The 13,191-nt window shown below is 65.6% G+C and carries 12 protein-coding genes; 1 reads left to right on the forward strand and 11 read right to left on the reverse strand.

Annotated elements, in window-relative coordinates:
• Nucleotides 1-55 precede the first annotated feature (55 nt).
• The 8 genes from ACSQ23_RS12285 to acs all read right to left on the reverse strand — a co-directional run bounded on the left by ACSQ23_RS12285 (nt 56) and on the right by acs (nt 9,093).
• Nucleotides 56-436 carry a cupin domain-containing protein gene (locus ACSQ23_RS12285; protein ID WP_055878332.1) on the reverse strand — a complete coding sequence of 127 codons (381 nt, stop codon included), beginning with the start codon at nt 434-436 and terminating at the stop codon, nt 56-58.
• A 50-nt stretch (nt 437-486) separates the two neighbouring features.
• The gene (locus ACSQ23_RS12290; protein ID WP_436090793.1) at nt 487-1,686 is read right to left on the reverse strand and encodes an MFS transporter; all 1,200 of its coding nucleotides are present in this window, start codon (nt 1,684-1,686) and stop codon (nt 487-489) included.
• A gap of 8 nt (nt 1,687-1,694) precedes the next feature.
• Complete coding sequence (locus tag ACSQ23_RS12295) at nt 1,695-2,912, reverse strand: MFS transporter (RefSeq protein ID WP_436090794.1); 1,218 nt, start codon at nt 2,910-2,912, stop codon at nt 1,695-1,697.
• Between the two features lie 104 nt (nt 2,913-3,016).
• A complete protein-coding gene (locus ACSQ23_RS12300; protein ID WP_436090795.1) occupies nt 3,017-4,042 on the reverse strand; it encodes a glycosyltransferase family 4 protein in 1,026 nt (341 codons plus the stop codon).
• A gap of 258 nt (nt 4,043-4,300) precedes the next feature.
• Nucleotides 4,301-5,116, reverse strand: coding sequence for a UDP-2,3-diacylglucosamine diphosphatase (locus ACSQ23_RS12305; protein ID WP_055878338.1), 816 nt, complete (start codon nt 5,114-5,116; stop codon nt 4,301-4,303).
• A 241-nt stretch (nt 5,117-5,357) separates the two neighbouring features.
• On the reverse strand, nt 5,358-5,858 hold the full coding sequence (locus tag ACSQ23_RS12310; protein WP_436090796.1) for a cupin domain-containing protein: 501 nt from the start codon (nt 5,856-5,858) through the stop codon (nt 5,358-5,360).
• On the reverse strand, nt 5,842-6,945 hold the full coding sequence (locus ACSQ23_RS12315) for a glycoside hydrolase family 3 protein (protein ID WP_436090797.1): 1,104 nt from the start codon (nt 6,943-6,945) through the stop codon (nt 5,842-5,844). Before ACSQ23_RS12315 ends, ACSQ23_RS12310 begins: the two co-directional genes overlap by 17 nt.
• 204 nt (nt 6,946-7,149) lie before the next feature.
• Nucleotides 7,150-9,093 carry an acetate--CoA ligase gene (acs, locus tag ACSQ23_RS12320; protein WP_436090798.1) on the reverse strand — a complete coding sequence of 648 codons (1,944 nt, stop codon included), beginning with the start codon at nt 9,091-9,093 and terminating at the stop codon, nt 7,150-7,152.
• 175 nt (nt 9,094-9,268) lie between these two features.
• On the opposite strand from acs, the gene ACSQ23_RS12325 reads away from it, so the two are divergent.
• Nucleotides 9,269-9,835, forward strand: coding sequence for a hypothetical protein (locus tag ACSQ23_RS12325; RefSeq protein WP_436090799.1), 567 nt, complete (start codon nt 9,269-9,271; stop codon nt 9,833-9,835).
• A gap of 25 nt (nt 9,836-9,860) precedes the next feature.
• Here ACSQ23_RS12325 and ACSQ23_RS12330 read toward each other — a convergent pair whose 3' ends face one another.
• The 3 genes from ACSQ23_RS12330 to ACSQ23_RS12340 all read right to left on the reverse strand — a co-directional run bounded on the left by ACSQ23_RS12330 (nt 9,861) and on the right by ACSQ23_RS12340 (nt 13,150).
• Nucleotides 9,861-11,189: a lipopolysaccharide biosynthesis protein gene (locus tag ACSQ23_RS12330; RefSeq protein WP_055995889.1), complete on the reverse strand. Its 1,329-nt coding sequence runs from the start codon at nt 11,187-11,189 to the stop codon at nt 9,861-9,863.
• Nucleotides 11,186-12,343 carry a lipid II:glycine glycyltransferase FemX gene (locus ACSQ23_RS12335; RefSeq protein ID WP_055995886.1) on the reverse strand — a complete coding sequence of 386 codons (1,158 nt, stop codon included), beginning with the start codon at nt 12,341-12,343 and terminating at the stop codon, nt 11,186-11,188. Before ACSQ23_RS12335 ends, ACSQ23_RS12330 begins: the two co-directional genes overlap by 4 nt.
• A 108-nt stretch (nt 12,344-12,451) precedes the next feature.
• Entirely contained in the window at nt 12,452-13,150 is a 699-nt protein-coding gene (locus ACSQ23_RS12340) for a TerC family protein (protein ID WP_055878350.1), read from the reverse strand.
• Nucleotides 13,151-13,191 lie beyond the last annotated feature (41 nt).

Consider the following 13,191-nt stretch of genomic DNA (forward strand, 5'->3'; position numbering starts at 1 on the left):
CCACATTGACCTTGACTTGAGGCCCGCGGGACACCGCGGGCCCTTTTCTTTTCAGTCAGATCCAGACGTCGTTCTGTGCCGTGCGTTCGCCCGGCGCCGACCCGGTATTGGTGACGCCGCGCGGCTCGATCAGCATCATCTTCACTTCGCCAGCCGCATAGGGCTTGTGCTCGACGCCCTGCTTGACCACGAACATCTCGCCGGGCTTCACCGTTACCGCGCCATCGCGGAAATCGATGCGCAGCTCGCCCTCGAGCACGATGAAGGCCTCGTCGGTATCGGGGTGGTCATGCCAGACGAAATCGCCCTCGATGCGCACTAGCTTGAACTGATAGTCGTTCAGCTCGGCCACCACCTTGGGCTGCCACTGCTCGGCGAACAGCTCGTATTTCTGGGCGAAGTTGATCGGCTGATAGGGTTTGGGCGCAGCGTTCATCAGTCTCTCCTGGAGTTACCTAGGAGAGATAGAGCGCGGCGCCGGCTTTGCTAGCCCAGCCGGGCTTCGGCCGGGCGCTTGGGGCCTTGCATGGTGATCGACAGCCAGATCAGCACCGCACCGACAAAGGCGAAGGCGGCGGCGATGAAGTAGGCCTGGGCGCCCATCAGGCCGGTGAGCCAGCCGAAGGCGATCAGCGCGATGACGCTCATCGCCTGCTGCAGCATCTGGAAAAAGCCCTGCGCCTCGGCGGCGATCTCGTCGCTGGTCCAGTTGGCGATGAAGTTGACGCAGCCCATGAAGCCCAGGGCAAAGGTGAAGGCGTGCAGTAGCTGCAGCGGGATCAGGAACTCGAGACCGGGCTGGAAGCCCATGCAGATCCAGCGGAACACCGCCGTGGCAGCCGAGAGCAGGATCAGGCTGCGGGCCGAGAAGCGGCGAGCGATCCGGCCGAACAGGAACATGATCGCCGCCTCGGCGAAGGCGGCCAGCGCCAGCAGCGGTGCAATCAGATCGGCCGACAGCCCCTGCTCCATCCACAGCAGGGCCTGAAAGGCGTTGAGCACGATGTGGGTAGCGTAGACCATCGAGAAGCCGACCAGCGGCAACAGGAAGAACGGCTTCATCACCGCGCCGAGATGAGTCGCGCCGGTCACCGGCGGCTTCAATTCGCCCTCGCCGGCGCGGAAGCGCGGCAGCCCGAAGGCGACGAGGCCGCGAAGGATCGAGAGCCCGACGAACATCGGCAGGAAGATGCCGCCGCCGAACTGGCTGATGACCCAGCCGACGGCGAACAGCGTCACCATATAGCCGACAGTGCCCCAGGCGCGGATCGAGCCGTATTGCGTGCCGCGCCGTCGCGTCATCCGCATCGTAGCGGCATCGACGACCGGGCCGATGACGTTGATGGGGAGGAGCGCCAGCGTCCAGATGATCAGGATGCCCCAGAAATCGTGGACGTAGAACAGCGCGATCGGGATCAGTGCGCCGAGCCCACAGCCGAGCACGATCACCTGCCGCCAATCTGACGCCTTGTCGGCGACGCGACCGACGACGATGTTGAGCAGCAGAGTCACCAGCACCGGTACGGCGTTGATGATGCCGATCTGCTCGGAGCTCAGCCCCTTGTCGGCAAACCAGATGCCGCCATAAACGTTGAACGCCGCCCCCGCCATGTAGATGGAAAAGTAGAACGCCGTGGCGCGCAGCTCCGGCGTAATGAACGGCTCTGTGGCCGATTTGGCAGGCATATCAAACCTCAGGGGGCCGGATCGGCTACGGTCAGCTGGTCCGACGTGATCGGGTGCGCGGATGGGGGCTGCAGCTTCAGCGAGAGCACCACGCAAAGCGCTCCGAGAACGGCATAGGCCGCGACGAACAACCACGCCATTGGACCAAAGGCGGCCACGAACCAACCCATGGCGAGGATGATCACCACCGACATCGCCTGCTGCAGCACATAGGAGAAACCCTGCGCCTCGGCGGCAATGTCGTCGCTGGTCCAGTTGGCGATAAAGTAGATGCCGCCGAGGTACCCCATGGCGAAGGTGATGGAGTGCAAAAGCTGCAGCCCGAACAGCACCCAGACTGGCGGTGAGAACGCCATGGCGGTCCAGCGCAAGGCGGCGACCAGACAGGCGAAGATGATGATATGGCGGGCCGAAACCTTGAGCTTCAGCCGGCTCCAGACGAACATCATCACCGCTTCGGCCGCAGCCATGGTGGCGGTGAGTGGCCCGATCAGCCCGGGTGAGATGCCCTGCTCGGTCCACAGGATCGCGGCGAAGGCAGTCATCGCGCTATGGGTCGAATAGAGGATGCTGAGGCCAAGCAGCCCCATCACGAACCACGGCTTCAACACCTCGCGCAGATGGCGGGCGCCCTTCCTCAAGGCGGCGCGATCCTCGCCGGACCGGAATTGCGGCAGCTGGAACGCCAGCACGGCGCGCAGCAGCGCGAAGGCGACGAACACCGGAACGAACGCCCCGTCGCCGAGCCAGGCGATGAGCGGGCCGCTGACGAGCGTCGCGACCATGAAGCCGACAGTGCCCCAGGCGCGCACGGCGCTGAAGTCGGTGCCCCGCCGCTGCGTCATGCGCAGCGTCGCGGCATCGACGACGGGCACCAGCGCGAAGGCCGGCATCACCGAGAAGATCCAGATACCGAGAATGCCCCAGAAGCCGGAGACGAAGAACAACCCGATCGGCACCAGCCCAGCGATCAGCGACAGGACGATGATAACGCCGCGCCAATCCGGCATGCGATCGGCGATGCGCCCCACCAGCTGGTTGACCAGCAGCATGGCGACCAGCGGCGCGGCGTTGATGATGCCGATCTCCTCGGCGCTGATGCCGTGGTTGATCAGCCAGATGCCCAGATAGACGGACGCTACGCCGGTGCTGCCGAAGACGGTGAAATGATAGATCGCAGCGCGCAGCTCTGGCGAGATGCGCGGGGCGATGGTGGTCGACGACATCCGGGTGTGCTCCCGGCGGGAGAATCCGCCGCACCGGCGGACAGTGCAGAGCGGGCGCGGAAAGATCAACGGGCTCGGCGTTATCAGGCGTTACGTGACGGAGATCATGCCGCCTTCGCCGCCGCTTTGCGGACCGGCACCAGCGCCTCGAGGAATAGGTCGGCGCAACGGGCCCAGGTGAAGCCGAGGGCGTGGGTGCGCGCCGCTTCGCGGCTGAGCGTGAGGGCGCGGATGACGGCGAAGCCGAGGTCCTCGTCGAGCGCGCCGCAGGCGGGGTCGGTGAGGATGTCGCGCGGGCCGGTGACCGGGTACGCGGCGACCGGCACCCCCGACGCCAACGCCTCGATCATGACGTTGCCGAAGGTGTCGGTGCGGCTGGGGAACACGAAAACATCGGCCGAACGGTAGAGCCGGGACAACTCCTCGCCGGTCCTGAGGCCAAGGAATACGGCTTCGGGATAGCGCGCCGCGAGCTCGGCGCGGGCCGGGCCGTCGCCGACGATGATCTTGGTGCCGGGGACATCGAGCTTGAGGAACGCTTCGACGTTCTTTTCCACCGCGACGCGGCCGACATAGAGCAGGTGCGGGCCGGGCAGATCGGAAAACTCGCTCTTGGGGCCCGGCGAGAAGCGCGAGTGGTCGACGCCGCGGGTACAGAGCCGGACGTGGCCGAACTGGCGCGCGGCGAGCTCTTCCTGCATCGAGGCGGTCGGCACCAGCGTTGCGGCGGCCGGGCCATGGAACCAGCGCAGGAAACCATAGGTCCACTCGGTCGGGATCGGCATGCGGGCCGCGACATATTCAGGGAAGCGAGTGTGGTAGCTGGTGGTGAAGGCCAGCCCCTGCTCGAGGCAGACGAAGCGGGCGAGCAGGCCCAACGGGCCTTCGGTGGCGATGTGGATGTGGTCCGGCGCCTCGCGGGCAATGACTTGCCCAATGGTCATCGGGGTTACCAGCGACAGCCGGATCTCCGGATAGGTCGGCATCGGGAACGTCCAGAACCCCTCGGGGGTGAGGTAGCTGACCTCGTGGCCCCGCCCCATCAACTCCCGGCCGACCGCTTCGAGGCAGCGCACCACCCCATTGGTCTGCGGCAACCAGGCATCGGTGACGATCAGTACCTTGCGCATCGGACCCACCCATCGGCAAGCGATGCGTGGGGTTTACGGGAGTCGGGTGACAGGGCTGCGAATGGGGTGTGACGATGGGATGACGGATGGAGCCGGGCTGTCACACAGGAGATGACGGAGCGCGGGGCCACCCCCACCCTCAGTCCCTCCCCACAAGGGGGAGGGAGGCGATAGCTGCAAGTTCTCCGGCCAAGCGTCTCCCTCCCCCTTGTGGGGAGGGATCAAGGGTGGGGGGTGGGCCCCAGCCGCAATGTGAACTTACTGCCCGGGCACCGCCGGCGCACGCCTGAGCCGCAGCCGGCGTGGCTTGCGCGGCAGCGGGGTCTCTGTCCAGCGGACCAGCTCCAGCACGCCTTCGTGCGTCTCGGCGACGGCGGTGCAGCTCTCCACCCAGTCGCCGGTGTTGACGTAGTGGATGCCCAGCCGCTCGTGCATGTCGGCGTAGTGGATGTGGCCGCAGATGACGCCATCGGCGCCGCTTTCGCGGGCCTCGAGCGTCAGCGCTTCCTCGAACCGGCCGATGACGCTGACGGCGTTCTTCACCTTGTGCTTGGCCCAGGCCGAGAGCGACCAGTAGGTCAGGCCCATGCGGCGGCGCACCCAGTTGACGGCGATGTTGAGCCGGAGCGCGGCGCGATAGGCCCAGTCGCCGACATGCGCCAGCCACTTGGCGTGGGCGACGACGACGTCGAACTGGTCGCCGTGCATGACCACGTAGGTCTTGCCCTGTGCCGTGGTGTGAACGGTGCGATCGACGAACTCGACCTCGCCGAAATAGGTGCCGAGATACTCGCGCAGGAATTCGTCATGATTGCCCGGCAGCACCACGATGCGCGTGCCGGCCAGCGCCTTGTCGAGGAAGATCTCGACCAACTGGTGATATTCCGCCGGCCAGTGCCAGGCCTTGGCGAGCCGCCAGCCATCGACGATGTCGCCGACGAGGTAGATCGTCTCGGCTTCGTGCCAGCGCAGGAAGTCGATCAACTGGGTGATGCGGGTGGGACGCATGCCGAGATGCACATCGGAGATGAACAGCGCACGTACCCGCCGCACCTCCCTGCCCTCTTCGCTCATGCCAAAACCTCTCGCCTGCAGATTATCCCGCCGATCGATCGGCGAGATAATCCGTGTATTTGATTGTCACGCTATCGAACCGGAAAAGTCTGCAACTTTTCCTGATAGCGCTCCGCGATCCGAAGTTTAGCCCATTTGAGCTATGGGACGGGAGCGCTTTCGACGCCCGCCCCGGCTCAGGTGGGGAAAACTCCGGCCCTCATAGATGAAGCAGCACCGCCGCGACAACCCCGCAACGGCGTTACGGCGCCGGGGTCAGCCGGGTGATCACTTGGGCATGCTGAGGGAAACGGGCCAGAAGCTCGGCGCGGGTGACGAGGATCATGTCCTCCATCTCCCAGCCCGGCGCTACCACCTCGCTGACCAGCCCGTACTCGCCTGCCGGCAGCTCGGCGGCCTTCCAGACGCCGCCGGCGACAGCCAGGCTCGGCACCTGTCCGGCGGCCAGGTCCGGCCCCAGCACCACCGCTTCGTAGCGGCCATCGGGGTGGATCATGTGATAGGTCAGCGGCGCACCGAAATGGTGGAACTGGATGCCATCCGAGTGCTTGGTGTGGAAGTGGTCCACCGGGGAATCGTCGGTCAGCATGTAGTAGATGCTGGTCATGGTGCCGCGCCGGCCGCGCGCCGTTTCGAGCTTGTCACGATGCGTCGGGCGGAAGGTCTCGCGGAAGTAACCGCCCTCGAAATGGCCGCCGAGCCCGAGCGACGCGATGACCTCAGCCTTATTGAGCTTGGACATTGTCGGCTCCGATGCGCGATTTCAGCGCCACGATGCGCGCAAAACTTTCTTCGACGCGCGCCTTGAACACCGGATCGGCCTCGGCCTCGGCAAGGAGGATGGCGCGAACCTCGTCGCCCAGCGTGGCGCGCTGGTAGGCGGTATTGGAGAACAACAGCACATCGACGCCGGCCCGCACCGCGTTGACCACCGTCTCCTTGAGACTGAAGTGGTCGCGGATGGCGCCCATCTCGAGATCGTCGGTGATCACCACGCCCTTGAAGCCGAGCTCGCCGCGCAGCTTGTCCTCGATCCAGGGCTTGGAGAGGCTCGACGGCATGCCGGAGGGATCGACATTGGTGTCGATCAGGTGACCGATCATCACCATGTCCTCGTAGCCGCCTGAGATCAGCTCGCGATAGGGCTCGAGCTCGCTGTCCTTCCAGGTCTTGGTGATGTCGACAAAGCCCTCGTGGCTGTCTGCCGTGGATGAGCCGTGGCCAGGGAAGTGCTTCAGCGAGGTCAGCAGCCCGGCAGCGTGGTGGGCGGCGATCACCTCGGCGGCGTACTCAGCCACCACCTTGCCATCCTTGCCAAAGGCGCGGCCGTACTTGGCGATCACCTGGTTGTTCGGGTTGACCGACAGGTCGACCACCGGCGCAAAATTGACGTTGAAGCCCCAGGCGGCGACGCCTTGCGCCAACCCATCATAAATGGCGCGGGCCTCGGCCGGCGTGTTCTTGGCCGCGACCGAGGCCGCATCGGGAATTTCCTTGAAGCCGGCGGCACTATCGAGCCGCTCGACCAGCCCGCCTTCCTGGTCGAGGGTGATGAATGGCGGCAACCCGGCTGGAGCCGCTTCGCGGAACGCCGTATTCATCGCTTCCACCGCCTTGCGGCTCGCGACGTTGGTCTTGAGGTACATCACCCCGCCGATATCGCCTGCTGCGATCTCGGCCCTCAGCGCCGCCACGCCCTTGTCGTCGACGCCGTTGCCGACAAACCCGACAACGATCATCTGCCCCGCCATCTGCTCGAGCGACTGGGCCAAGGCAGGTGAGGCAGCAAGGGGAAGAAGCGTCGCGAGAAGCATCGTGGCGAAGCGCATGAATGAGGGTCTCGGAGAAATCGGGAACTGGCTTCTGGCAAGAGAATGCGGCGAAACCCCGATGGAGCTGAGCGTGGGGCCACCCCCACCCTCATTCCCTCCCCACAAGGGGGAGGGAGGCGATAACTGCACGATCTCGGTTCGAGCGTCTCCCTCCCCCTTGTGGGGAGGGATCAAGGGTGGGGGTGGCCCCACGCTCCAGCCTCAGCGGTTCTGCCGGTTCTCGATCAGGTCCGTCACCACGCCCGGATCGGCGAGTGTCGTGGTATCGCCGAGCGCACCGTAGTCGTTCTCGGCGATTTTGCGCAGGATGCGGCGCATAATCTTGCCCGAGCGGGTCTTGGGCAGGCCGGGCGCGAACTGCATCAGGTCGGGCGAAGCGATGGCGCCGATTTCCTTGCGCACCCAGTTCCGGAGCTCGGTCTTCAGCGCGTCGTCGCCCTTCTCGCCGGCCATCAGCGTCACATAGCAATAGATGCCCTGCCCCTTGATGTCGTGCGGGTAGCCGACCACGGCCGCCTCGGCGACCTTGGGATGCGCCACCAGCGCGCTCTCCACCTCGGCGGTGCCGATGCGGTGGCCGGAGACGTTGAGCACGTCATCGACGCGGCCGGTGATCCAGTAGTAGCCGTCCTCGTCGCGGCGGCAGCCGTCGCCGGTGAAGTAGTAGCCCTTGTAGGTCTCGAAATAGGTCGAAACGAAGCGCGCGTGGTCGCCATAAACGGTGCGCATCTGCCCCGGCCAGCTGTCGGCAATGCAGAGCACACCTTCCGCCTTGGTCTGCTCCTGGAGCTTGCCCTCAGGCGACAGCACGATCGGCTTGATGCCGAAGAACGGTTTGGTGGCCGAACCGGGCTTGGCGGCAATGGCGCCGGGCAGCGCCGAAATCAGAATGCCGCCGGTTTCGGTCTGCCACCAGGTGTCGACAATCTCGCAGCGCTCCTTGCCGACATGCTTGTGGTACCAGAGCCAGGCTTCCGGGTTGATCGGCTCGCCCACCGAGCCGAGCAGCCGCAGCGACGGCATGGCATATTTGTCGGGGATCTCGGCGCCGGCGCCCATCAGCGCGCGAATGGCGGTGGGCGCGGTGTAGAAGATGTTGACCTTGTGCTTTTCCACCACCTGCCAGCAGCGGCCGGCATCGGGATAGCTCGGAATGCCCTCGAACATCAGCGTCGTCGCACCATTGGCGAGCGGCCCATAGACGATGTAGCTGTGGCCGGTGACCCAGCCGACGTCGGCGGTGCACCAGTAGATTTCGCCCGGCTGGTAGTCGAAGACGCGCTCGTGGGTCAGCGAGGCCCAGACGATGTAGCCGCCGGTGGTGTGCAGCACGCCCTTGGGCTTCCCGGTGGAGCCGGAAGTGTAGAGGATGAACAGCGGGTCCTCGGCGTTCATCGGCTCGGGCGCGCAGTCGGCGGAGACCTTGGCGGCCTCGTCGGCGTACCAGACGTCGCGGCCCGCCTGCATCGCCACAGCGTTGCCGGTGTTCTTGACCACGATGACGCGCTCGACACCCGGGGTTTTGAGCAGCGCTTCGTCGACGTTCTTCTTTAATGGAATGGTCTTGCCGCCGCGGCGGCCTTCATCGGCCGTCAGCACGATCCTGGAATCGCAGTCGTTGATGCGGCCGGCGATGGAGTCGGGCGAGAAGCCGCCGAAGATCACCGAGTGCACCGCGCCGATGCGGGCGCAGGCCAGCATCGCCACCGCGGTGTCGATGATCATCGGCATGTAGATCGTGACGCGGTCGCCCTTCTTGACGCCATTGGCCTTCAGCACATTGGCGAAGCGGCCGAGCCGCTCGTGCAACTGGCGGTAAGTGACCTTGTCGTCGGTGCCGGGGATATCGCCTTCCCAGATGATGGCGGTCTCATCGGCGCGGGTCGCGAGGTGGCGATCGACGCAGTTGGCGGAGATGTTCAACACCCCGTCCTCGAACCATTTGATCGAGATGTCGGGGTACGTGTAGCTGGTGTTCTTGATCCTGGTCGGGGCCTTGATCCAGTCGATGCGCTGGGACTGCTCTTTCCAGAAGCCATCCGGATCGCTCAGCGAGCGGGCGTACATCTCCTCGTACTGCGCCGCCGTGGTCCGTGTCCGGGCAACCGCCGCCGCGCTGGGGGCGAACACCAAACTCTCGCTCATCGATAGTCCTCCGATTTTGCGAACCGTTCTAACCAAGCCCTGAAGGTCGGGCAAGCAGACCACTTGCCGCCTTTCGGCCTAGTGGAAAGCGCTGAAACCGTTCGGAAACCCTCGCCGTAAACGCTTTCTCGGCGGTTTCAGGTGACAATGCCGGCAATACCATTTGGAGGCTTCGATGCCCGAACTCGGCTATCACGCCGCGCGACCGGATGAACTCGACATGATCCATGCCGAGCTGATGGCGGTGATCGACGAGTCGCCGCACTATTCGGAACGCTTCAAAGAGCACGAGAAGAGCCGCCTGACCAAGGGGTTCCTGCGGGCGCTGCAGCGCGTCGACCCCTTCCACGTCATCATCCTGACGCAGGACGGCGTGCCCGGCGGCGGTCTCGTTTCCGGGCCGGAGACCGGCTCGATCTTCCGCTACTGGAGCTGGATCTTTCCGTCGCACCGGCAGAGCCGGCTCGGCATTTACGGTATGCGGGTGTTCGACGAACACTGGGACAACGGCAAGTTCCACAAGGCCTTCACCTGGGTACGGCCGGAGAACGAAGTCGCCCTCGCCCTGCTCCGCCGCTACGGCTACGAGCAGGCGGCGCTGCTGCGTCAGCAGATCTTCGGGCAGGACTACGTGGTGATGGAGAAGTTCTACACCAAGGTCACCGAGGACTATGACTCGGGGATGAGCATGGGCCGCATCGCCAGGTTCAGGGCGCGGGTGGATATGCTGCTGGGGCGGTGAGGGCGCGGCCAAACGCCCACAAACGCTAGACGTCCTTCACCCGCCGGGCCGCCAGGAGCTCCTGGAGCCGCGGGCCTATCGAGACGTCGATCCCGGCCATCCGCTTCGCCGTCAACCACATCGCCGCCGACCAGAAGGTCTGGGCCGCCAGCGCTGCTGCCGCAGCACCCATCAGCCCATGCGCCGGCACCAGCAGGATGTTAGCCCCAACCAGCACACCCATGCCGAGCCCGATGGCCGGCAGCGTCGCGTAGGGCCGGTCGCGGATCGACAGCACCAGCGCCGCGGGGCCGAACAGTGAACGCACGCAGAGGGCGAGACAGAGCACGGCGAGCGGCACGACGCCGACCTGGAACTCCGGCCCGAACAGCATCAGCAGCAGCGGCCCGGTCAGCACCACGATGGCGAACAGTGCCACCGAAATGGCGCAGGCGACGAGGTTGGCCTCACCGATCTGCTTCATGAATCCCGCCCGGTCGGCTGCGGCGTTGCGCTCGAACATCTCGGGCAGCGTCACTGCGTAGACCGCCGAGACGCCAAACGCCACCAGCGAGAACACCCGGGTGCACACGCCGAACACCGCGAGGCTTTCGCGATCGAGGAAGTGGGACAGGAGCAACAGGTCGATGTCGAAGAAGAAGTCGGTGGCCAGCGCGATGACCACCCATGGCAGCGCGAAGCGCCACCAGCGCTTCTGCTCGGCTGCGGTAGCGGCCATGGCTTCAGGCACCTGCCGGACAGCGCGCAGCACCCAGGCGAACTGGGCGGCGGCAATCACGGCAAAACCGATGGCGAGGAGCCAGATCAGCTCGGCGAACTTCGCTTCCGCATTGCCCGCCATCGCGGCGAGCGCGAAGCAGAGGACGATGAGCAGCGGGCGAAAGATGGTGTCGGCGAAGAAGCCGGCGAATGGACGCTTCAGCCCGACCAGCAACGCGCTGTTGCAGTAGACCACGGCGGTGGCGAGCGCCATCAGGCAGGCCGGCAGCCAGTGGGCGAGCAGCACCCTGCCCGGCTCGCCGAACAGCCCGGCCAGCGGATAGCCCAGGAACAGCAGCACCAGCGAGGTCACCGCGACGTGGCCGTAGGCGCGCAGCATGAAGCCACGCAGCAGCCGGCCCTCACCCTTCGAGCGATACTCGGCGGCGAAGTAGGTGCCGATGGTCTCGAAGCCGAGCGGCATCACCACAGCGACGATGTTCACCGTGGCGATGATCAAGAGGTACTCGCCGAGGATATCGGCGCCCCAGAAGCGGGCGATGGCCGCCTGGGCCAGGAAGATCACGCCGGCGCCGAACAGCCGGGCACCGAAGATCACGCTCGATTGTGAAACGAGGCGCTGCCGGAGGCTCATTCGGCGCTCCGCCGCTGGTCCGGCTTGGCGCGATCAAGCCGCAGCCGATCGACATAGCGGCCGAGCGCGTGTGCAATCTCCCGGCCGGCGAAGGCGCCTTCGCCGACGAGGCGTGGCCACCAGTGCGCGGCATAGTTGGCGACGGGCGGCACCGGCGTGATAACGCCGCGCTCGCCGACCATGCCCTTCTTGAACTGGTGCAGCCCCTGGAAGCCATCGGTGCCGCCGAGATCGTACCAACGGGCGGCGGTATGGTCGCGCAGCCAGCGGATGATGTGCCAGTGGAGGAAATAGCCGGCGCGCAGTTCCAGCGCCGCGGCGCTGGTGGCGCCGTAGAGGTAGACCGCCCGATCGCCGGCCTTGAAGATGATCGCCCCGGCGACGATCTCACCGGCCCGCCTGACGAAGAACAGCTCGGGCCTCAAGGTCGGGTTGTCCATCGCCAGCAGCGCCGGCACGGTGCCGTAAGCCGAATGGTCGGGAAACTTCTTGCGGTCGACCATCTGCTCGTAGAGCGCGTCGAACTCGGCCCGCCGTTCAGCTCCGGCGTGCTCGAAGCTCAGCCCGGCTTTCTCGGCCTTGTTGAGGTGATAGCGCCATTTCTGGTGAAAGCTCTGACGCTGCTCGGCGTCGCTCAGCCTGAGGTTGACGATGTAGCGATCCGGGAACAGCAGCCTGGCGCCCTGACGAAAACCGCGGGCAAGCAGTTGTTCGTATTCGGCGTTGGCGGCGCCCAGCGCCGCACGCGGCAGCACCGAGAGCATCATCCGGCGACCAACCGCATATTCCTCGGACAGCGCTGCGACCATGCGGGCGTAGATGGCGTTGGCGTCGGCCGTGTCGGTATGGCGCAGCATCGGCGCCCATTTGGCCACGGCGATCGAGCCGAGCCCAAGTGGCAGCGGCTGCACCATGATCAGGCAGCCGCCGACCACCTCGCCAGCCAGCGTGAACAGCTGCGGCTCGAGTGCGACGCCCGGCCAGCGGGCCCGCGCGAAGGTCGCGAGCTGCTCCTGGCAGACGCCTTCGAAATCGGCGATCGCATCGTCCCAGGCTTCCGGTTCGACCAGGTTCATGGCGAAGCTGGAAGCGACCGGTCGTGACGGGACGGCAAACTGCGCAACGGGACTGAGCGAAAGGGCGGCAAGCGACATGGACGAAATCCGGCAGACAACCTGCCGGACGCTATCGTCCCTCGCGTGAGGAAATCCCTACGGCCCGCCTCGCAATGCGAGGAAACTCGGGCCGTGGTTACGTGGGAGTTAGTGCACCACCGGAACGGGAGGCGCGCCCTTGATCAGCGGGATCATCGGCAGCGTGTGGCCGAGCAGCTGGTCAGCGCCCTCGTAGAGCATCTTCACCGCCACATAGAGGATGATCACGAGGCCGAGCCAGGCGATCCAGCGGTACTTGTGCAAGAGGCCCGCAACCAGGGTCGCCGCGACGCCCATCAGCAGCACCGAGAGGCCGAGACCGAAGATCAGCGCCACTTCGTGGTGCTGCGCCGCTCCGGCCACCGCCAGCACGTTATCGAGCGACATCGAGACGTCGGCGATGATGATCTGCCAGACCGCCGCCTTCAGCGACTTCTTCTTCTTGCCCGAGACGGTACCGTCGGCGTTGAGGTCTGCATCCGCCAGCGCCTCGGTGGCGTTGTGTTCGTCCTCGTGCGAGACCGACAGCTCGCGATACATCTTCCAGCACACCCAGAGCAGGAGCAGACCGCCCGCGATGAGCAGGCCGCCGCCGAGCGCCAGCAGCTGGGTAGTGATCAGCGCAAAACAGATGCGCAGGATCGTCGCAGCGATGATGCCGATAAGGATGGCTTTGCGACGGAGATCGGCCGGCAGCCCGGCTGCCGCGAGCCCGATGACGACCGCGTTGTCGCCAGCGAGCACCAGATCGATCATGATAACCTGAAAGAACGCCGCAAAAGCCGAAGCATCAAGGCCGAAGGGCATTCCGGGGTATCTCCGTGAGCAAGGGTGGTGGGGCTATGTAA

Origin of the sequence: Devosia sp. LjRoot16 (assembly GCF_964252795.1) — a bacterium.
Taxonomy (GTDB): domain Bacteria; phylum Pseudomonadota; class Alphaproteobacteria; order Rhizobiales; family Devosiaceae; genus Devosia_A.